General features: G+C 74.1%; 20 protein-coding genes. 7 read left to right on the forward strand and 13 right to left on the reverse strand.

Annotated elements, in window-relative coordinates:
• Window positions 1-54 precede the first annotated feature (54 nt).
• Window positions 55-399, reverse strand: a complete 345-nt coding sequence (locus NE234_RS09985) for a helix-turn-helix domain-containing protein (RefSeq protein ID WP_252778607.1) — start codon at window positions 397-399, stop codon at window positions 55-57.
• 157 nt (window positions 400-556) lie between these two features.
• Here NE234_RS09985 and NE234_RS09990 point away from each other — a divergent pair, with 157 nt between their 5' ends.
• Both NE234_RS09990 and NE234_RS09995 read left to right on the forward strand, forming a co-directional pair.
• On the forward strand, window positions 557-1,009 hold the full coding sequence (locus NE234_RS09990) for a DUF5709 domain-containing protein (RefSeq protein WP_252778608.1): 453 nt from the start codon (window positions 557-559) through the stop codon (window positions 1,007-1,009).
• Window positions 1,010-1,162: 153 nt separating this feature from the next.
• Window positions 1,163-3,253: a catalase gene (locus NE234_RS09995; protein ID WP_252778609.1), complete on the forward strand. Its 2,091-nt coding sequence runs from the start codon at window positions 1,163-1,165 to the stop codon at window positions 3,251-3,253.
• A 78-nt stretch (window positions 3,254-3,331) separates the two neighbouring features.
• Here NE234_RS09995 and NE234_RS10000 read toward each other — a convergent pair whose 3' ends face one another.
• Genes NE234_RS10000 through NE234_RS10015 form a run of 4 tightly spaced genes read right to left on the reverse strand, consistent with a single transcriptional unit; the run spans window position 3,332 to window position 5,537 of the window.
• Window positions 3,332-4,093, reverse strand: a complete 762-nt coding sequence (locus NE234_RS10000) for a metallophosphoesterase family protein (RefSeq protein ID WP_252778610.1) — start codon at window positions 4,091-4,093, stop codon at window positions 3,332-3,334.
• Entirely contained in the window at window positions 4,090-4,347 is a 258-nt protein-coding gene (locus NE234_RS10005; RefSeq protein ID WP_252778611.1) for a BON domain-containing protein, read from the reverse strand. The genes NE234_RS10000 and NE234_RS10005 overlap by 4 nt, the downstream gene beginning before the upstream one ends.
• Complete coding sequence (locus NE234_RS10010) at window positions 4,344-4,931, reverse strand: nucleotidyltransferase (RefSeq protein ID WP_252778612.1); 588 nt, start codon at window positions 4,929-4,931, stop codon at window positions 4,344-4,346. The genes NE234_RS10005 and NE234_RS10010 overlap by 4 nt, the downstream gene beginning before the upstream one ends.
• Before the next feature lie 33 nt (window positions 4,932-4,964).
• Window positions 4,965-5,537, reverse strand: a complete 573-nt coding sequence (locus NE234_RS10015; protein WP_252778613.1) for a hemerythrin domain-containing protein — start codon at window positions 5,535-5,537, stop codon at window positions 4,965-4,967.
• A 103-nt stretch (window positions 5,538-5,640) separates the two neighbouring features.
• On the opposite strand from NE234_RS10015, the gene NE234_RS10020 reads away from it, so the two are divergent.
• The 5 genes from NE234_RS10020 (at window position 5,641) to NE234_RS10040 (ending at window position 11,098) form a co-directional block, all read left to right on the forward strand.
• A complete protein-coding gene (locus NE234_RS10020) occupies window positions 5,641-6,561 on the forward strand; it encodes a glycosyltransferase family 2 protein (protein ID WP_406566968.1) in 921 nt (306 codons plus the stop codon).
• Window positions 6,558-7,457: a glycosyltransferase family 2 protein gene (locus NE234_RS10025; RefSeq protein ID WP_252778615.1), complete on the forward strand. Its 900-nt coding sequence runs from the start codon at window positions 6,558-6,560 to the stop codon at window positions 7,455-7,457. The genes NE234_RS10020 and NE234_RS10025 overlap by 4 nt, the downstream gene beginning before the upstream one ends.
• 93 nt (window positions 7,458-7,550) lie before the next feature.
• Window positions 7,551-8,426, forward strand: a complete 876-nt coding sequence (locus NE234_RS10030; RefSeq protein ID WP_252778616.1) for an ABC transporter ATP-binding protein — start codon at window positions 7,551-7,553, stop codon at window positions 8,424-8,426.
• Window position 8,427: 1 nt separating this feature from the next.
• The gene (locus NE234_RS10035; RefSeq protein ID WP_252778617.1) at window positions 8,428-9,792 is read left to right on the forward strand and encodes an ABC transporter permease; all 1,365 of its coding nucleotides are present in this window, start codon (window positions 8,428-8,430) and stop codon (window positions 9,790-9,792) included.
• Complete coding sequence (locus tag NE234_RS10040) at window positions 9,785-11,098, forward strand: sensor histidine kinase (protein WP_252778618.1); 1,314 nt, start codon at window positions 9,785-9,787, stop codon at window positions 11,096-11,098. Before NE234_RS10035 ends, NE234_RS10040 begins: the two co-directional genes overlap by 8 nt.
• A 72-nt stretch (window positions 11,099-11,170) precedes the next feature.
• On the opposite strand, the gene NE234_RS10045 is transcribed toward NE234_RS10040, so the two are convergent.
• The 8 genes from NE234_RS10045 to NE234_RS10080 form a co-directional block, all read right to left on the reverse strand.
• Window positions 11,171-11,845, reverse strand: coding sequence for a response regulator transcription factor (locus NE234_RS10045; RefSeq protein WP_252778619.1), 675 nt, complete (start codon window positions 11,843-11,845; stop codon window positions 11,171-11,173).
• A 211-nt stretch (window positions 11,846-12,056) separates the two neighbouring features.
• Entirely contained in the window at window positions 12,057-13,493 is a 1,437-nt protein-coding gene (locus tag NE234_RS10050) for an Ig-like domain-containing protein (RefSeq protein ID WP_252778620.1), read from the reverse strand.
• Between the two features lie 82 nt (window positions 13,494-13,575).
• Window positions 13,576-15,018 carry a nucleotide pyrophosphatase/phosphodiesterase family protein gene (locus tag NE234_RS10055; RefSeq protein ID WP_252778621.1) on the reverse strand — a complete coding sequence of 481 codons (1,443 nt, stop codon included), beginning with the start codon at window positions 15,016-15,018 and terminating at the stop codon, window positions 13,576-13,578.
• Entirely contained in the window at window positions 15,015-16,217 is a 1,203-nt protein-coding gene (gene eboE, locus NE234_RS10060; protein ID WP_252778622.1) for a metabolite traffic protein EboE, read from the reverse strand. Before eboE ends, NE234_RS10055 begins: the two co-directional genes overlap by 4 nt.
• A 3-nt stretch (window positions 16,218-16,220) precedes the next feature.
• Entirely contained in the window at window positions 16,221-17,084 is an 864-nt protein-coding gene (locus NE234_RS10065) for a TatD family hydrolase (protein ID WP_252778623.1), read from the reverse strand.
• Window positions 17,084-18,022: an EboA domain-containing protein gene (locus NE234_RS10070; RefSeq protein WP_252778624.1), complete on the reverse strand. Its 939-nt coding sequence runs from the start codon at window positions 18,020-18,022 to the stop codon at window positions 17,084-17,086. The genes NE234_RS10065 and NE234_RS10070 overlap by 1 nt, the downstream gene beginning before the upstream one ends.
• Before the next feature lie 50 nt (window positions 18,023-18,072).
• Window positions 18,073-18,939, reverse strand: coding sequence for a sugar phosphate isomerase/epimerase family protein (locus NE234_RS10075; protein WP_252778625.1), 867 nt, complete (start codon window positions 18,937-18,939; stop codon window positions 18,073-18,075).
• Window positions 18,936-19,946 carry an SCO3242 family prenyltransferase gene (locus NE234_RS10080; protein WP_252778626.1) on the reverse strand — a complete coding sequence of 337 codons (1,011 nt, stop codon included), beginning with the start codon at window positions 19,944-19,946 and terminating at the stop codon, window positions 18,936-18,938. The genes NE234_RS10075 and NE234_RS10080 overlap by 4 nt, the downstream gene beginning before the upstream one ends.
• Window positions 19,947-20,149: the final 203 nt, after the last annotated feature.

Genomic DNA, 20,149 nt, shown 5'->3' on the forward strand with positions numbered 1-20,149 from the left:
CGCGGCCGGCTCGTACCTCACCGCCCACTCCGCTCGCTCGTCGGCTCGCGCGGGTCAGTCGCGGGGGGACGCGGCCGGGCGGGCGCCGCGGACGTCCCAGTCGTTCTCTCCGATGACGATTCCGTCCTTACCGTCGACGATCATCTCGCGGTCCGCCAGGGTGCGGAGGCAGTTCCGTACGGTGTCCTCGTCCATGCCGGTGGTCGCGGCGACGTCGCCGACGCTCATCGGCCGCCGTACGGTGGCGAGCGCCTCGTACACGATCATCTGATCCTCGGTCAGCGCCTGGACGTCGCGACCGGCCAGAGCGGGGTCCGGCCCGCTCGCCCGCGGCGCGCCCTCCTGGTTCAGGGCCTCCGGAGCACGGTGCGCCGTCCGTCCGCCTTCGTGTCCGTTCATGAGAGCCCTCCTGATCGCTCGGGTCGCTGACGAGATGTCCGGGTGCCCGCCGGGCGCCGTCTCAAACCTCGCCCAAAGGTGTCCGCCGCAGGTGAGGGAGGCCGATTCGTGGGCATGGGCCTGGATCGGACGCATTCGACGGACGATGGAGACAGCGATGACACACCCGCATCCGGATCCCGATCCGTACTCGGAGTTCGAGGAGGAGGGGATCCCCGACCTGGAGGACTCCTACCCTCAGCGGCAGTGGGCGGAGGATCCGCAGCGCGCGCCGGTCCCGCGGGACGAGCCGGTCGGCCTCGAGGAGTTCGGGACCACCGCCGAGGAGCAGCGGGAGGGCGAGTCCCTGGACCGGCGGTTGCGCAGAGAGCAGCCCGACCCGGCGCTCGGCGCTCGGCGCCGGGGCGAGGATTGGCCGGACTCTGACGAACGCGAGTTCGACCCGGTTCGTGAGAAGGAGGTGCCGCGCCGCGCGGGCCGGCTGGTCGAACCGGACGAGGGCGTCCGCACCGACACCGAGAAGGACGCGATCGCCGCGGACGTCGGCCCCGACCAGGCCGGTTTCTCCCCAGAGGAGCAGGCCATGCGCGTCGAGGACGAGGGCCCCTGACCCTGTCTCCGGCCGTCTCTTCTTCCGCCGCGCCGAAGGAGGTACCAGGCGCGGCGGAGGCGGGACATTGGGCCCGTCGATCACGCTTAGCAGATCGCTGAACGGACATGGCTCCCTGTGACCGGTCGTTCGAATGACCCTCGGAGGGACGTCATGACAACGCCTGACGACAAGGACCGCCAGCTCGACCACGTCCGCGTCAACCCGAACCACGGCTCGCGGCTGACGACCGACCAGGGGATCCCGGTCGACGACACCGACAACTCGCTTCAGGCGGGCGAGCGGGGTCCCACGCTCATGGAGGATTTTCACTTCCGTGAGAAGCTCACCCACTTCGACCACGAGCGGATCCCGGAGCGCGTCGTCCACGCGCGGGGCTCGGGGGCCTACGGGTACTTCGAGGTGACGGATCCGCTCACCGAGTACACGACCGCGGAGTTCCTCCGCGACACCTCGCTGCGCACGCCGGTGTTCGTGCGCTTCTCGACCGTCGGCGGCTCGCGGGGGTCGGCCGACACGGTGCGCGACGTTCGCGGGTTCGCGACGAAGTTCTACACCCGGCAGGGCAACTTCGACCTCGTCGGCAACAACATGCCGGTGTTCTTCATCCAGGACGGGATCAAGTTCCCCGACTTCGTGCACGCGGTGAAGCCGGAGCCGCACAACGAGATCCCGCAGGCCTCCTCGGCCCATGACACCCTGTGGGACTTCGTGCAGCTGCAGCCCGAGACGACGCACATGATGATGTGGCTGATGTCGGACCGGGCGCTGCCGCGCAGTTTCCGGATGATGCAGGGCTTCGGCGTGCACACCTTCCGTCTGGTGAACGAGGAGGGCGTCGGCACGTTCGTGAAGTTCCACTGGAAGCCGAAGCTCGGCACGCACTCGCTGGTGTGGGACGAGACGCAGAAGATCGCCGGCAAGGACCCGGACTTCAACCGCCGTGACCTGTGGGAGGCGATCGAGGCCGGGCACTTCCCCGAGTGGGAGCTCGGCGTGCAGCTCGTGCCCGAGGATCGCGAGCACGACTTCGACTTCGACCTGCTCGACGCCACGAAGATCATCCCGGAGGAGGAGGTGCCCGTACGCCCGGTCGGGCGGCTGGTCCTCGACCGCAATCCGGACAATTTCTTCGCCGAGACCGAGCAGGTGGCCTTCCATCTGGGCAACGTCGTCCCGGGCATCGACTTCACCAACGATCCGCTGCTGCAGGCGCGGCTGTTCTCCTACCTCGACACACAGCTGATCCGCCTCGGGGGCCCGAACTTCACTCAGCTGCCGGTGAACCGGCCGGTCGCCGAGGTGCGCAACCACCAGCGCGACGGCTACCACCAGTCGGTGGTCCACACCGGCCGGGCCGCCTACCACCCGAACTCGCTCAGCGGCGGGTGCCCGGCCGTGGTCCCGGAAGGCGCGTTCACGCACTACCAGGAACGCGTCGACGGCAACAAGATCCGCAAGCGGAGCCAGAGCTTCGCCGACCACTACTCCCAGGCGACCCTGTTCTGGAACAGCATGTCCGACTGGGAGAAGGAGCACATCATCGCGGCGTTCCGCTTCGAGCTGGGAAAGGTGGAGCACCGGAACATCAGGCAGGGCGTCGTCGCCAACCTGAACAACGTCGACCACTACCTGGCCATCGCGGTCGCGGAGGGCGTGGGGGCCGAGCCGCCCGCGCAGCCGGCCACCCCGAACCACGGGCGCAGCTCTCCCGCGCTGAGCCAGGCCAACGCCCCGCGTGACTCGGTCGAGACCCGCAAGATCGCGATCCTGGTCGCCGACGGCGTGGACACCGCCGACGTGCGGGCGCTTCAGGAGGCGCTCTCGGCGGTCGGTGCGATCCCCGAGGTGCTGGCCGGGCGGGACGGCGTCGTCGAGGGCTCCGAAGGGCCGGTCGAGGTGACGCGGGCCCTGCCGACCGTCGGCTCGGTGCTGTACGACGCGGTCGTCGTCCCCGGCGGGAAGGAGTCGGTGACGGCGCTGGAGGCCGACGGCAGCGCCGTGCAGTTCGTCGCGGAGGCGTTCAAGCACGGCAAGGCGATCGGGGCCGTCGGGGACGGGATGCGCCTGCTGTCGAGCGCCCGGCTGAACGGGGTGAACGACCACGGCGAGGCCCTGACCGCCGACCAGGGCGTCGTGATGCAGTCGGCGTCCGGCGTGACCGGGGAGTTCATCGAGCAGTTCGTCGTGGCGGTGGCGGCACACCGGCACACCAACCGCGACCTCGCCCCCGTCCCGGCCTGATCCGGCCGCGGAACGGACCACGAAGGGCCGCGCCCGGCGGGCGCGGCCCGTCGTGGTCGCCGGGGACCGTCGCGTCCGCTACGCGGTCGCGCCGACGGTGTCGTCGGTGGCGCACTCCACGTCGTCGGGACCGCCGAGGCAGTACACCGCGTAGGCGCGCTCGATGACCGGCAGGGCGGCGTTCCGTACGGGAATCCCGCCCGGTGTGATCCCCTTCTCCACGCCGCGGTGGGCGTGGCCGTGCACGGCGAGGTCGATCCCCGCTCCGTCGATCACCTCGGCGAGCAGGTAGCTGCCGAGGAAGGGGTAGATCTCGAGGGGCTCGCCGTTGAGGGTGTCCTTCACCGGCGCGTAGTGGGTGAGGGCCACGCGCGCGTCCGCGTCCAGCGCGCCGAGCGCCTCGCCGAGCCGGGCGGCGGTGGTCTTCGTGTGCCGGATGAACGCCTTCATCTCCGGCTCGCCGAAGTCGGAGCCGCAGCGGCCGGCGAAGCCGCCGCCGAAGCCCTTGGCGCCGGCGACGCCGAGGCGCCGGCCGTGGCAATCGATCACCGTGGACTCGCCCTCGAGGACGGTGATCCCCGCGTCCTGCAGCGCCTTGGTGATCTCGGTCTCCGCGTCGGAGTGGTAGTCGTGGTTGCCGAGCACGGTGATGACGGGGACGCCGATGTCACGGAGCTCGTCCGCGGCCATGCGTCCCTCCTCGGCCGTGCCGTGCTGGGTCAGATCGCCGGCGACGAGCAGAATGTCGGCGTCGTCGGCGATTCCGGTCAGTCGGTTGCGGTACAGGCCGCGCACATCCTCGCCGACGTGGATGTCGCCGACCGCGGCCACGCGAATCATGAGGGCGTTTCCTCCGTTTTCGGGGGGCGGATCTCGACGACGGTCACATCGTTGGAGATCCGTCTTCCGCCGGCCGCCTCCCGGGCGACCGTCTCGATGAGTTCCCGCCTCCGTGGAGTCGCCACCTGGCCGCGCAGGAAGACGACGTCACCGCGGACGTCGACCTGAATGCCGAGCTCGACCGTGCGGGCGTCCTCGGCGAGGCGGCTCTTGATGCGGGCGGCGAGGTAGTGGGGCGGGTCGCTGGGCGTCATCCGTCACTCCTCTCGTACGGCGGCCCGTACTCCATCACGTGCAGGCGGTGCAGCAGCGTCAGATAGGCGTAGGCGTACGGGGAGTCAGCCGTCTCGGCGATCACCCGCGGCCAGTCGATCTGTTCGCGCAGCGCCCGCGATACCGGTAGGTATCCCCCGAAGTCACTCGCCTTCTCGTCGAACGCGAGAAGGCGCAGGATCGTCATGTCGGTGGCGGTCAGCACCGGCATGGCGACCGCCTCGACGTGCATCTCCTCGGCGCGGGAGAGCAGGGCGGCGTCCACGGCCCGCCCCGACGGCCGGAAGATCAGGTCGACCGTCCGGCCGTCGTCGTAGACCTTGGCCAGCCATGCCTCGGGAATCTCGGCGCGTCGCATCCCCGCGGACTCCAGCGCCGCGAGCGCGACGTCGACCTCCTCCTCCGAAAGGACGAAGTCGACGTCGTGGGTCGACGGCGCGGCGCCGCGCGCGTAGGCCGCGTATCCGCCGGCCAGCGCGAACTTGACACCGCTGCCGGTCAGCGCGGCCGCGGCCTTCCTGAGGGTCTCCAGCAGCTCTCCCGGCGCGGCCTCGACCTCAGCCATCGCGCGGGCACCTCCGGGCGTCGCTCGGCATGCTCAGTCGCCGCGTCCGGTGACGGCGTCGCGGACCCGGTCGGCCGCGGCGACCGCGGGACCGGCCGCCTTGAGGATGCCGGGCTTGGGCGGCGTGTGCGGGTGCGGCCGGGTCGGGGCCAGCTTCTTGCCGTCCTCCAGCTTGGTGCCCAGCTCGTCCGCCTCCTCGGCGTTGAGCACGCCGCGCAGCGGCACCCAGACCTGCTCCTCCTCGTAGGCGATGTGCTCGCGCCCGTCGGCGATGAACTTGCTCAGGAGCTCCTCGAACTTGGGGTCGTCCCCCTTGAGGTCCTTCAGCTCGTCCAGGACGTACTTCGCCTTCTGCTCCTGGTCCGTGGCCTCGTCGGCCAGACGGTCGCCGTCCGGCAGCTTGTCGCGGACCGTCGGCCAGAAGTACTCCTCCTCGACCGCCTCGTGCTTGGACTCCTCGATGATCAGCTGTTCGACCAGCTTCTCGCGGACCTTCAGCTGATCGGGGCTCGCTCCGGTCGCGGCCGTCGGTCCCTTCTCGAGCTCGGCGAGCGCCTTCTTGACCTCTTCGTGGTCTTTGCGAAGCACGTCGAATGCGTTCGGCATGGTTCCTCCCCTAGGTAGCCACGCGCCCTCCCTGCCCGCGAGGTGGGGTTCAAAACCGCTGCCCGGAGGCCGCTCGGCGGAGTCGCCGGAGGCCGATGATTCGATGATCCTGCGCCGGGTAGTCGATCGGTTACTTCTTCGAGGGGGAGGTCGATCGGTGAGCCGCGTCACCGTCGTGATCGCCACCAGGAACAGGCGATCGGAGCTGCTGCGCACCCTGGACCGGCTGGAGGCCCTGCCGGACCGGCCGGTCGTCGTGGTGGTCGACAACGGGTCCGGGGACGGTACCGCGACGGCGGTGACGGACCGCCATCCCGCCGTACGGGTCGTGCCCCTGGGCCGCAACCGAGGCGCCGCGGCCCGCAACGTCGGCGTCCACCTGGCCCGCACGCCGTACGTCGCGTTCAGCGACGACGACTCGTGGTGGGAACCGGGGGCGCTGACCCGGGCCGCCGAGCTGTTCGACGCCCACCCGCGCCTCGGCCTCATCGCGGCCCGCGCCCTGGTCGGACCGGACCGCGAGCCCGACCCGATCAACGCGGCGATGGCCGAGTCGCCGCTGCCGCCCGACCCCGGCCTGCCCGGCCCGCCCGTCCTCGGCTTCCTGGCCTGCGCCTCGATCGTCCGGCGACAGGCGTTCCTGGACGTCGGCGGGTTCTCGTCCCTGCTGTTCTTCGTCGGCGAGGAGCGCCTGCTGTCCTACGACCTGGCCGCCGCCGGGTGGGGCCTGTGCCACGTCCCGGAGATCGTCGCGGTGCACGAGCCGTCGACGAACCGTCCGCCGTCCCACCGGCGCCGCCGCAGCGAGTTGCGCAACACCGTCCTCACGGCCTGGATGCGCCGCCCCGGCCTCGTCGCGGTCCGGGAGACGGCGCGGCTCGGGGCGCGTGCGCTGCGCGACGGCGACTCGCGCGCGGCCCTCGCGGGCGCCGCCGTGCGCCTGCCCTCGGCGCTCGCGGCACGGCGGCCCGTCCCGGCGACCGTCGAGGGCGGCATCCGCCGGCTGGCCGGGGAGACGCGGTGAGCCCGGACCCGCGGATCACCGTCGTCATCATCACCCGGGATCGCCGCCCCGAGCTGCTGCGGACCCTGGGCCTGCTGACCCGGCTCCCCGAACGCCCGCCGATCATCGTCGTCGACAACGCCTCCTCCGACGGCACCCCGGACGCCGTCGCCGAGGCGTACCCGCGGGTCCGGCTGATCCGGGCCGCGCGCAACCTGGGCGCCGTCGGGCGCAACCTCGCCGTCGCGGAGGTGACCACCCCGTACGCCGCGTTCTGCGACGACGACACGTGGTGGGAGCCGGGCGCCTTGGCCCGTGCGGCGGACCTGCTGGACCGGTATCCGCGGCTGGCGACGGTCACCGGCCTGATCCTGGTCGAACCGGACCGGGAAGAGGACCCGATCACCCCGGAGCTGCGGCACTCGCCGGTGCCCGCCCCGTCCTGGATGCCGGGCCCCGCCCTGATGAGCATCATGGCCGGGGCGTCGATGATCCGCGTGGAGGCGTTCCGCGAGGTCGGCGGGTTCTCGCCGCGACTCGTGCTGGGCGGCGAGGAGGAGCTGTTCTGCATGGACCTGGCCGCCCGGGGCTGGTGGATGTGCTGGGCCGAGGACGTCGTCGTGCACCACGCCGCGTCCGCCGCCCGCGATCCCCGCGAACGCCGCCGGATCGGCATCCGCAACACCCTCTGGACGACCTGGCTGCGCCGCCCGCTCCCCTCGGCCGCCCGCAGGACGCTCACCGTGCTCCGCTCGGTGCCCCGGGACCGTACGAGCCTGTCCGCGGTGGCCGAGGCGATCGCCGGCCTGCCCTGGGTGCTCCGGGAACGCCGCCCGGTCCCCGGCCACGTCGAACGCAACCTGCGCCTGCTGGCCGAACCCCAGCGCCGCTCCCCCGCCCGCCGCTACGTCGGCTGACCGCGCCGTGACGGCGGGGTACGGATTCCCGTACCCCGCATCCGGATGGAAGCACGATCGTGCGGGCCGCCGTGTTCCGGCCAGGCTTGCGCCATGCCCTTCTCGAATCCGCACGGCCGCCGTGACGGCGGCCGCCCCGGACACGACGGTCCGCGATCCGCCGCCTCGCCGTACCGCCCCGGCGCTGCTCCGGCCCCGGACGGCGGTGCGGACGCCGTTCCTCCCTCGGACGCCGGTCCGGACGACCGCGCGGCGGCTCGGTGCGACGACCTGCACCGCCGCTACGGCAGGGGCGCGAACGCCGTCCACGCGCTGCGCGGCGTGACCATCGCCTTCGCGCCGGGGACGTTCACGGCCGTGATGGGGCCCTCCGGATCGGGCAAGACGACCCTGCTGCACTGCGTCGCGGGCATGGACCGGCCGACCTCCGGCACCGTCTGGTGGGGACGGACCGAGGTGTCCCGGCTGCGGGAACGCCGGCTGGCCGAACTGCGCCGCTCCGAGGTCGGGTTCGTCTTCCAGTCGTTCAACCTGATGCCCGCCATGACCGTCGAGCAGAACGTGACGCTGCCGGGCCGGCTGGCCGGGCGGCCGCCCGAGCGGGCGGCGGTACGCGAGGCGCTGCGGCAGGTGGGGCTCGCCGGCCGCGAACGGCACCGTCCGGGGCAGTTGTCCGGCGGCCAGCAGCAGCGGGTCGCCATCGCGCGGGCCCTGGTGGCCCGCCCACGGGTGCTGTTCGCCGACGAGCCCACGGGCGCGCTCGACCGGCGAACCGGCAGGGAGATCCTGTCGCTGCTGCGCGCCGGCGTCGACGGGCAGGGGCGGACCTGCGTGATGGTGACGCACGATCCGGTCGCCGCCGGCTACGCCGACCGCGTCGTGGTGCTGGCCGACGGCGTCATCGTCGATGACCTGGACCGCCCGTCGGCGGCGGCCGTCTCCGAGCGCCTGAGCCGACTGGGAGGCTGACGTGCTACGGCTCGCGTTCGGGCAGATCCGGACCCGGCCGGCGACGTTCGCCGGACTCGCCACGGCCCTGTTCATGGCGGTGACCGCGATCACCCTGTTCGGCTCGCTGATCGCCGCGAGCGTCGTCTCTCCCGCGGCGCACGGGAGTCAGCCCGGTCTCGTGGTCATCGGCGGCGCGTTCGGGGAGATCGCCATGCTGGTGGCCCTGTTCGTGGTGGTCAACACCCTCGGCTTCGCGATCCGTCAGCAGCACCGGGACCTGGCGCTCCTGCGTACCGTGGCGGCCACTCCCGGGCAGGTCCGCGGGCTGGTGCGCCGGCAGGTACTGATCGTGGTCTCCCTCGTCAGCCCGGCCGGCTGGGCGGCCGGGACGCTGGGCGCGCACCGTTTCCTCGCCGCCCTGGTGGCGCGCGACCTGGTGCCGGCCGGAAGCCGGATCCCGTTCACTCCGGTGCCGGCCGCGGCCGCCTCCGTGGTCTCGCTCGGCCTCGGGACGCTGGCGGCCGTGGTCGCCGCCCGCCCGGTCTGCCGCGTCACCCCGGCCGTCGCGCTCGGGGAGAGTGTCGGCGGCGACCGCCGGGCCGGCCCGATCCGTACGCCGGCCGGGCTCCTCGCGCTCGCCGGCGGCGGCGTTCTCTGCCTCGCGATCGCCCGGCAGCCCCCGGACAAGGCCGGGCAGGGCGCGCTGCTGGCCACGCTGGTCCTCCTGGTGGCGCTCGCGCTCCTCGGGCCGCTGTTCACCGTCGCCGTCGTCACGGTCCTCGGCCTCCCCCTGCGGGCGGCCGCACCCCGCTCGGGCCGGCTCGCCGACGCGAACCTGCGCGGGTACGCCGCCCGGCTGTCGTCGGCCGTGGTCCCCCTGGCGTTGCTGACCTCGCTGGCGTGCGTGTTCCTGTCCCTCGGCGATACGGTCAGGGACGCCTCCCGCCATCTCGCAGGAACGGAACTGGCCTCGGTGACCTCCGCCGCCGACATCTGGCTCCGCCAGGTCGAGCTGATCATCCTCGTCTGCTTCGGCGGCGTGTCGACGGTCAACACCCTGGCGGCGCTGACCGCCGCGCGGCGCCGCGAGTTCGCCCTGCTGACCCTGGTCGGCGCGACCCGCCGGCAGCTCGTCTCGATGCTCTGCGCCGAGTGCCTGCTGATCACGGCGGTGGGCACGCTCACCGGCACGGCCGTCGCGGGGGCCACCGTGACCTCCTTCAGCGTGACCCTTCCGGGCTCGCCGCTTCCGTCGATGGACCCGGGCGGCTACGGAAGGATCGCGGTGGGCGTTGCGGTGCTGGCCGCGCTCGGCATCCTCCTCACCGGCCTGCGCGCGACCTCGGGGCCGGCCACGGAGACGGTCGCTGGTCAGCGTGGCTGAGGACGCCCACCACGCGGAACGGCCGGAGCGCGGCGTGGCCGGCGGCTCGGGCGGCCCGGCCGCCCGGCGGACGAAACGGCTCCGGCCCCGCCCGCCTCGGCCCGTCGTACGTCCCGGCGAGGTCCTCTTCGCCGTCGCGGGGCTTCCGGCGGCCGTCGCCGGCGCCGGCTACGTCCTCGCCACGCTCTACGCGGGCGCGCTGCTGGCGGTGACCCTGGTCGGGCTTCCCCTCGTCGCGGCGGGCCTGCGGGGCGCCCGGGTGCTCGGCGCGCTGCACCGCCGGGCCGTCGCCCGGTTCCTCGGGGAGGAGATCCCCGGCCCCGAGCCGGTGCCGCGCGCGCCCGGCGCGCTCGGCTGGATCCGCGCCGCGCTCACCGACCCCGCGGGCTGGCGGGCACTGCTGTACCTGATCCTCCGTCTCCCGGCCGGTCTGGTGGGCTTTCTGGTCTCGGCGGTGCTGCCGGCCGCCGCGGTCTGGGCGATCGGCTTCCCCGTGCTGGCCCGTGCGCTCCCCCCGGCCGATCGGACCGTCCCCTGGTGGGCGGAGGTGGCAGGCCCGCTGCTCGGACTCGTCCTGCTGGCGACCGTCCCCGCCGCCGTTCGGGGTGGGAGCGGGCTGAACCGCCGGCTGGCCCGGCTCCTGCTCGGCCCGACGGCGGGGCAGCGGCGGATGCGCGCGCTCGAACGGTCGCGGCACGCGCTGGCCACCGAGAGCACCGAGGCACTGCGTTCGATCGAGCGTGATCTGCATGATGGAACGCAGGCCGAGCTGGTCGCCATCGCCATGACCCTCTCGCTGGCCGACGACGCGCTCGGCGAACGCCCGGACCCGGCCCTGGACCGGCTGTCCGCGCTTCTCGGCCGGGCGCGGGCCCAGACCGACGACGCCATCGCGGGCCTGCGGCGGATCACCCGGGGCATCAACCCGGTGCCGCTCGACGCGGGGCTCGCCGCCGCCCTTCCGTCCCTGGCCGCGAGCAGTCCGGTCCCGGCCGACCTGCGCCTGGACCTGCGGGAGCGCCCGGATCCGGCGATCGAGCGCGTGGTGTACTTCTGCACGGCCGAGCTCCTGACCAACGTGGCCAGGCACAGCGGGGCGGATTCCGCCGTCGTGGAGGTCACCGCCGCTCACGGACGGGTCCGGCTGGTGGTGCGCGACGAAGGGCATGGCGGCGCGTTCCCGGGCGGCGGCAGTGGGCTGACCGGTCTGGGCCGTCGGGTGGAGGCCGTGGGCGGCACCCTCCGGATCACCAGCCCCGACGGCGGCCCCACGGCCGTCGTCGCCGACCTGCCGGCCCGGGTGTGAGCCGAACGCGAGCCCCGGCCCGGTCACCAGGGCCCGGGCTCGTCACCGGAGGAACGCCCCGGCCCGCGCGGGTCACGCGCCGCCTCCGGTCTCCGTGAGGTAGGTGAGCACCGCCTTGACCCGGCGGTTGTCGGTCTCGGCGGGGTGCAGGCCGAACTTCATGAAGATCGCGGCCGCGTGCTTCTCCACCGCCCGCTCCGTGACGACCAGGCGCTGGGCGATGGACCGGTTGGAGTGCCCCTGCGCCATCAGGTCGAGCACCTCCCGCTCCCGCGGGGTCAGCGCGTCGATGCGGCTCCTCCGCGTACCGCCTCGCAGCAGCCCGGTCACGATCTCCGGATCGAGCACCGTGCCGCCCGTCGCCACGCGGTGCAGCGCGTCGACCAGCTCGGACGTACGGGCCACCCGCTCCTTGAGCAGGTATCCCACTCCGGCGGCGCCGGCCGACAGCAGCCGCTCCGCCAGGACCGCCTCCACGTGCTGGGAGAAGACGAGGATGCCGACCTCCGGCCGGAGCCTCCGGAGGTCGAGGGCGGCACGGATGCCCTCGTCGGTGTGGGTCGGCGGCATCCGGATGTCCACGACGGCGACGTCGGGGCCGTGCTCGGCGGCCGCCGCGAGCAGGTCCTCGGCGGTACCGACCGCCGCGACGACCTCGCATCCCCGCGCCGACAACAGCTCCACCATGCCCTCGCGCAGCACGACCGAGTCCTCGGCCAGAACCACCCGCAGCGAACGTTCCACCATGACCGTCATCATGCCGCCGTCCGGAGCCCGCCGGTCGGCGTGGCTCCGGACGCCTTGTTCCTGTGGACGATGAGGGGTCAGGCCGTGCAGAACTCGGCGGTGAGAGCCTGGCGGAGACCGGCGTCGACGGCCTGGGGCTCGGCGGCCTCCGTCTCGCCGTACGGACCTGAGACGGAGGCCGCCCTCCCATGAGGCTCCTGTTCCCCGCCGATCAACCCGCCTTCGCGGGCGTCGCCGCGGGTGGGCAGCGTGGCGTTTCGAAGGTCACGCCGTCGATGAAGTTGCCGGCCGTCGGGCTTCCGCTGGCGGCCGACACCGACGCGAAGGCGAATCGGGTGACGGTCTGTCCCGGCGGAACGACGTACACCCCGGTGTAGTGGCGCCAGGCGGTGTTGCCGTCGGAGATGTCCGGGGAGGAGGCCCCGGTCGGGGTCTGCGCCACGGTCGAGCCGGGTGCCCCGATGAGCACCCGCATCACGTCGGTGCCCAGACGGCCTCGGTGGTACAGCGACCAGGTCAGCCGTGTTCCCGGCACGGTGGGCAGGTCCTGGTAGAGCGTGGAGACCTGGTTGGCGTTGAGCTCGGCGAACTGCCCGCCGTCGGCCGATGGGACTCCGCTCGCGCCACCCCGCCAGAACTCCAGCTCGTGATCGGTGGCGGTGGTGTGCCAGCCGACGCCGGGGTTGGTGGAGGCGTCGGGGATGTGGTGGTCGACCATGGCCACGGGCGGCGCCTCGAAGCTGCCGTTGACCAGGTGGACCGGCGTGTCGGTGCACGGGACGGTGACGGTGACCTTGGCGGTGCCGGTCCCGCAGGCCGTGGTGATGGTGTAGGTGAAGGTGTCGGTGCCGACGAAGCCCGGAGCGGGCGTGTAGACGACGTTGCCGCCGGAGATCGTCGCGCTCCCGGCCGTGGGCTGGGTCACGCTGGTGATCGTCGGTGCGCTCGCGGTGTCGTTGGCCAGGACCGGCACGCTGACGGGCTTGCCCTGGCTGGTCGCGGTGTCGTCGGCGGCGTTGGTCGGCGAGATCGACTGCCCGTTCACGATCCGGATCGGTGGAGCGGGCGTGTTGGAGCCGAGCTGGCCCGGAGCGGAATTGTTGCTCCAGATCCCCACCGGCCGGATGGTCATGGCGCCCCCGATGGTGCCCTGCCTGACCCGGAAGGTGATGACCTGCGGCGGCGCGTCGCGTTTTCCGCCCGGCGACGGGATCGTCAGGGTGGTGCCGCTGATGCTGCCGGCTCCCGACTGGCCGACCACATCGGCGTGGGCCAGCAGGGACGACAGGTCCCAGGTGGTGCGGTACTGGGAGACCACCCACGGCCACTGGGCCGTGCGGTGCGTCAGCGTGACCGTGAAGGTGCCGCCCGGTGCGATCTGCCCGCCCCACAGGGACGGAGAGGTGGTGACCGACACCGACCCGCTGCCCAGCCGCATCCCGATGAGGTTCTTCCAGTAATAGTCGACGGGGTAGCTCGCCTGCCCCTGCCGGACACAGGGCGCGTAGACGGCCCGCGTGACCGAGTGCCGCGCCCGGGTGGCGGCGTGCGCGTCGGCAGCGGCCGCCACCTGTGCCCCGCCCGCGGCCACCAGCGCCGACAGGGCACAGGCCGACGTGGTCAGCGCGGATCTGGATCGTTGTGACATCAGATTGAATCCCCGATCTGCCGTGGAGAACATTCAAGATCGAAACGATCTGATATTACTCTCCGTGATCGCGTTATCGCGGTCAGTGCAGGTCGCGGGAATCCCGTGTCGCGCGGCGGAGGTCTCCGTCGGTCCTCACCGGCACCGAGCGCCGGCCCCGTCGGGAGAGGGGGATGCCGGCCAGGCGCAGGAGGAGGGCGGGGACGTCCGTGGCGTGGACGGGGTCGCCGACGGCGGTGGGGTCGGAGCAGAGCAGGACGGGGCCGTCGTCGGGCGTCGCGGGGAGCAGGCCGTGGGAGCCGCGTACGCCGGACGGGTCCAGCGGCACCACGTTCATCGTGGAGCGCAGGCCGAGTCGCCGGCGCACGAGCGCCTTCAGGGCGCGGGCCCGGCCGGCCCGGTCCCACAGCAGTTCGGCCGGGTCGTAGCCGGGCTTGCGGTGGATCTCCACGCAGCGCGCGAAGTCGGGGGCACGGTCGTCGTCCAGCCAGTGGTAATAGGTGAACCACGCGTCCGGCTCCGCCAGGGCGACCAGTTCGCCGGAGCGTTCGTGGTCCAGGCCGTGCGCCGCCCGGCCGGCGCGGTCGAGGACCTCCGCGACGCCGGCCAGGCCCGTGACCAGGTCGTGGACGGCGTGGCGGTCCGCGGGGTCACGGACGTACACGTGGGCGATCTGGTGGTCGGCCACGGCGAACGCGCGCGAGCTCCAGGGGTCGAGATACTCCATCCCGGCCTGCGTGTGCACGCGCAGCAGGCCGGCGCGGCGCAGCGCCCGGTTCAGGTCGACGGGGCGGCGTACGGCCGTGATCCCGTACTCGCTCAGCACCACGACGGTCACGCCCGCGCGTCGGGCGTCGTCCAGCAGCGGGGCGAGCACGTCGTCGGCCGCGCGGGCGGCGGCGATCGCCTCGGGACCGTCCGGCCCGTACCGCTGCAGGTCGTAGTCCAGATGCGGGACGTACACCAGGGTCAGGTCCTGGCCGGGCATGATCAGCCGCGCGGCCTCGACGATCCAGCGTGAGGAGCGGATGGACGCCGCCGGACCCCAGTAGTGGAACAGGGGGAACGGCCCGAGCGACGCGGTGAGCCGGTCGTGCAGCTCCGGCGGCCTCGTGTAGCAGTCGGGCGACTTGCGGCCGTCCGCGTGATAGATCGGCCGTGGCGTGACCGTCACGTCCGTGGTCGCGCCCATGGCGTACCACCAGCACACGTTGGCCGCGCGGTACCCCGGAACGGCCCGCCGGGCGGTCTCCCAGACCTTCTCACCGTGCACCAGGCGGTTGTGCTGGCGCCACAGCAGCACCTCGCCGAGGTCACGGGAGTACCAGCCGTTGCCGACGATCCCGTGCCCGCTCGGCGGCAGGCCGGTGAGGAGACTCGCCTGTACGGAGCAGGTGACGGCGGGCAGCACCGGGGTCAGCGCCGCATGGGAGCCGGTCTCGGCCAGGGCGCGCAGGTTCGGCATGTGCGGCAGCAGCCGTGGCGTCAGGCCGGCGACGTCGAGCACGAGCAGGGGCGTGGTCATCCGGCCGGCACCGTCAGGCCGCGCTCGACGAGGGCGTCCCGTACCCAGGCCAGTTCCCTGGCGATCCCCGCCGCGAGGCCCGCGTCGTCGCCCGGGCGTGCCTCGGCGGGAAGGACCCCCCACGTATAGGTCTCCACCTCGACGTGGTCGGTGAGCGTACGGTCCCCGAACAGCGCGTCGAGACAGGTCAGCAGCTCGGTGCTCGTGGCGCTCAGCGGCGGGCGAGGCCGGGCGTGCAGCGGCAGGTGGAAGTGCACCCGCCACGGCCCACGGCCATCCAGCGGTCGGGGGCCGTCGAGGGCGTCCGCGAGATCGTCCCAGTCGCCGCCCCGGCAGCCGTCCCCGTTCCGGTTCCCGGTCCGGCCATCGGTCCACTCGCGCGTCTGGTGCAGGAAGCGGTCCTCGGCGAACGCGGCGAGGGCGGCGCGCGTGTCCGGGTCACCGGGACGCTCGGCGTGCAGGGCCGCGGACGCCTGGAGTTTGACGATCGGGAGACCGGCGGCCGCGATCCGGTCGGAGGCGGCCGCCGGATCCTCGGCGGCGACGGCCAGGTGGCAGGCGTCGAGGCACACACCGAGCCATCGGGTGTCGACGCCGGACAGGAGTACGGCCGCCTGTTCGGTCGTCTCGACCACGCAGCCCGGTTCGGGTTCCATGCCCACGCGTACCGGGCGGCCCGAGAGCGCGGCGATCTGGGAGAGGCCATCGGTGAGCCGGTCCAGGTTCGCCAGCGCGGCGCTGTGCTGCCGCCGCGACCACGGCGTCCGCCACGCGAACGGCAGCGTGGAGACGCTCCCCCGGGCGGCGTCGTCGGGCATCAGCCGCGTGAGGACGGCTGCCAGGTCCAGCGTGTAGCCGAGCCGCTCCGGCCGTGACCAGTCGGGCCGGTAGACGGCGTGCTTGACGCGGGCCGCGTGGAACCCTCCGTAGGGGAAACCGTTCAGCGTCACGACCTCCAGGCCGTGCCGGTCCAGGGCGGTGCGCAGCCGGTCGACGGCGCGCGGGTCGGCGGCGAGCTTCGCGGCGACGCGGTGCGCCAGCCACAGGCCGAGGCCGAGCCTGGAGACGCCGAGGTGCCGCCGCACGGGCACGGCGAAGCGGCGCAGCTGGCCGAGGACTCCGTCCAGGTCCTCGGCCGGATGGACGTTCGTGCAGTAGGCCAGGTGCACCGTGCGGCCCTGCCGGTCCAGCAGCCGCACCGCTCAGTCCTCCGGTTCGCCGCGCAGGACCGAGTTCCCGCCGTACGTGTCCGGCCCGCCGGCCGGCTCGGGGTCGTCGAGGACGAGCCGGCCGCTCTGCCCGTAGAACCGGGCGGGGTTGCGCCAGAGGACCTGGTCCACGGCGTCGTCGTCGAAACCGGCCGCGAGCATCGCCTCGGCCGTCGACCGCGTCGCGAGCGGGTCGCTGCGCCCCCAGTCGGCGGCGGAGTTCACGAGCACCCGGTCCGTGCCGTACTCGCGGAGGATCGAGACCATGCGGCGCTCGTCCATCTTCGTCTCCGGGTAGATGGAGAAGCCCATCCAGGCGCCGGTGTCGTGGACGAGGCCGACGGTCGGCTCGTTCAGGTGGTCGAGCACCACGCGCTCCAGGGGGATGCCGGAGGACCGCAGGAGGTCCAGCGACCGGCGCGTCCCGGTGACCTTGTCGCGGTGCGGGGTGTGCACCAGGACCGGAAGGTCGTGCGCCAGCGCCAGCTCGACCTGCCGGCCGAAGGCCTTCTCCTCCTCGACGGTCATGGCGTCGAAGCCGACCTCGCCGACCGCCACGACGCCGTCCTTGGCGAGGTAGCGCGGCAGCAGGTCCAGCGCCCCGGCGCAGCGCGGGTCGTTGGCCTCCTTCGGGTTCAGCGCGATCGCGCAGTGATGCCGGACCCCGAACCTTCCGGCGCGGTACGGCTCCCAGCCGACCAGCGCGTCGAAGTAGTCCACGAACGTCCCGACGCTCGTACGGGGCTGCCCCTGCCAGAACGCCGGCTCGACGACCGCCCGCACACCGGCGGCGCGCATCGCCTCGTAGTCCTGCGTGGTCCGCGAGGACATGTGAATGTGCGGGTCGATGATGCGCATCAGGCCTCCGGTCGGACGCGGGAAGGACGGACGGCGGCGCGGCCCGCATCGACCTGCGCGGAGCCCGCGAGGCCGAGCGGCCGGGGATCGGCGGCGGACGGCTCGGCCGACGGCGCGGAGCCGGCGGACTCGGTCGACGGCGCGGAGCCGGCGGACGGCTCGGTCGAGAGCACGGAGCCGGCGGACGTGCCGGGGAACCGGTCGAGGACGAGCCACGTGTCGGCGGGGACGTCCCGGCCCGCGGCGACCCGTTCGCGGGCGAAGTCGGCGAACATGCGGGCGAGTTCGGCGTCCGCCCGTTCGCCGAGCCCGGCGACGGCGGCGAGCGGCACCCCGGTGAACAGGCACTTGAGGACGCCGTCGCGCCAGGCCGCGTCGTCGAGCCGGCGGGCGTACGGGCCGAGCGCCGCCGCGACCAGTCGTACGTCATCGCAACGCAGCGCCTCCCGGACGACGGGAACGAGCCGGTCCTCCACCCCGTCCGGCCGGTCCGGCTCGTCCAGGCGCGGGAGGCTCCGCAGGACGCCGCGTCTCTCGGCCGCGTCACCGCAGCGGTACAGGGCGGTGACCTCGACCGCGAGCGCCGCGCCGGTCATCGGCAGCGCACCGAGCAGGACGCCGCGCGCCGCGTCGTCGATCCGTCCGTGGACCAGCCCCTCCGGGTCGCCGGGGCACAGCGGCGCCCGGCCGCAGTGCCGTCCGGCGGCGGGGAACAGTTCGCGGACGCGCTCCGGCCGGTCGGCGACGGCGGCGCACGCCCCACGCAGCCAGGTACGGCCCGCCGCTCCGATGCGCGACCACACCTCGTCCGCGCCGGTGCCGCCCCGCACACCGCCCGCCCCATCACGCGGCGCGCGGCCCGGCACGCCGGCCATCCCGGCACCCGTCACCGCACCCGGCGCACCGCCCGGCGCGCCCGCCGCCCCAGCGCCCGTCACCGCACCCGTCACCGCACCCGGCGCGCCGTCCACCCCGTGGCCCGGCACGTCTACCGCCCCGCCGGCGCGGTGTCGGCCTGGGCGAGCGCCGCCCGCAGGAACCGCAGCGACCGGGCGGCGACGGCCGGGGCGTCGTGGGAGTGCCGGGGCAGTTCGACCGCGACCAGGCCGGAATAGCGGGCCACCACGAGTTCCCCCAGCACGGGCGGGAAGTCCACCTCTCCGGTGCCGAACTCCAGGTGCTCGTGGACGCTCCGCCGCATGTCGTCGATCTGGACGTGCGCCAGAAGGGGCGCGGCGCGGCGGACGCAGGCGTCGGCCGGTTCGGTCTCGTTGCAGCGGCAATGCCCGACGTCAAGGGTGAGCCGCAGCGCGGGCGGCTCGCCGAGGCGGCGCCACAGGTCGAAGGCGCCGTCGAGGGTGCCCACGAGCATGCCGGGCTCCGGTTCGAACGCCAGCGTCACCCCGTGGCGTTCGGCCATGGCGACGACCTGCGCGCAGCGGGCGACCAGGCGTTCCCAGCCGACCTCGGGCGGCAGGCCGGGCGGAAGCGCCCCGGACCACAGCGACACCGCCTCGGCCCCCAGCTCGGCGGCGACGTCCACCGCCCGCCGCAACAGGTCGAGCCGCGGCCCGGGATGATCGGACAGTAGCGTCGGCTGGTGCTTGTGCCGCGGGTCGAGCAGGTAGCGCGCGCCGGTCTCCACGACGACGCCGAGGCCGAGGAGGTCGAGCCGGCGGGCGAGCGCCGCGGCGCGCCGCCGCAGATCCGGGAGGAACGGGTCGAGGTGGTGGTGGTCGAGAGTGATCGCGACCCCGTCGTACCCGAGGTCGGCGAGGACGGCGATCGCGTCGTCGAGCCGGTGCCCGGCGAACCCGTTGGTGCCGTACGCGAACCGCGGGGAGGCGCCCGTCATGTCGTCGCCACCCTCCGGGCTGCCGGCCGGCCCACCAGATAGAGGGACGCGACGGCGAGGGACGCGCGCCCGGCGCCCGCCCGGGCCAGCAGCGCCGCCTGTAGCGGGATCAGGCCGAGGACACCGCGGCCGACCGCCTGGCGGACGGCCGCCGGGGCGCGAGAGCGGGCGGCCCGCAGGTACCCGGGCGCCACGGCGGCGGCGTGCGCCCCGGCCAGCGCCACGGCCAGCGTCGCCGTCGCCCGCGACCCGCCGCAGTCGATCCCGCGCCGGGCGGATGCGCCCGAGGCGCGCCCGCCCTTCGCGGATCCGCGCGCTGCGGGGCCGGCGGAGAACCCGCCGCCCGAGGCGCGCCCGCCTTTCGCCGATCCGCCCCGCGCGGGGCCGGCGGGGAACCCGCCGCCCGAGGCGAGTGCCGCCGCGAGGGCGGCGCTGACGGCGAGGGCGGCGGCGGGGGCCGCGATGCCGGTGCCGTGCACCTCGCCGCGGCTGAGGGCCGTCAGCGCCAGCGTGTGCGCTCCGACGGCCGCGGCCTGCGAAGACGCCTGCCGCGCGCCTCCGGCGCCCGCACCGACCAGCACGTTGAGCGCCCGCGCCGCCGCCATGCCGAACGGGCCGGCGGCGGTCCGCTTCAGCACCAGGTCGTAGGTCCAGGCGGTCGCGGCCACCGCCGCGGCCGGGATCAGCGTGTCGCGGCCGCCGCCCGCCAGCGCGGCCGCCAGTCCGGCGCAGGTCAGAGCGCCGGCGAGGCCCAGCGCCCGCCCGGGGCCGATCCGGCCGGAGGGGACGGGGCGCTCGGGGCGTTCCACGGCGTCGGTCGCCCGATCGGCCCAGTCGTTCAGCGCCATCCCGCCGCAGTACAGGAACACCGACGCGACCGGCAGCCAGGCGGTCCGGCGGCCGTGGGGGAAACCGGTCGCCGCCGCGCCGGCGAGGACGTCGCCGGGCACCGTGCAGGCCGCCGGCAGCCGTACCAGCTCGGCGGCGTCGCGCAGCGCCGTCAGCACGCCGGGCCCCACGGCCCGCGCGCCCGCGCCGGCAGGGCGTCGCGGAACGGGCCGAGCGTACCGGCCGGCCACACCCCCGTGCGTCCAGGCGTGATCTCCATAGGTCCCCCCGTTCCCGGCCCCGGGCGTACCCGTGGCGCCCGCGCCGGAAACGGCGCGCCGCGCCGGGCGGACGCCGCGCCGTGAGTGCCTGCGCGGCCGCT

Origin of the sequence: Actinoallomurus rhizosphaericola, from assembly GCF_024055675.1 — a bacterium.
Lineage (GTDB): Bacteria > Actinomycetota > Actinomycetes > Streptosporangiales > Streptosporangiaceae > Actinoallomurus > Actinoallomurus soli.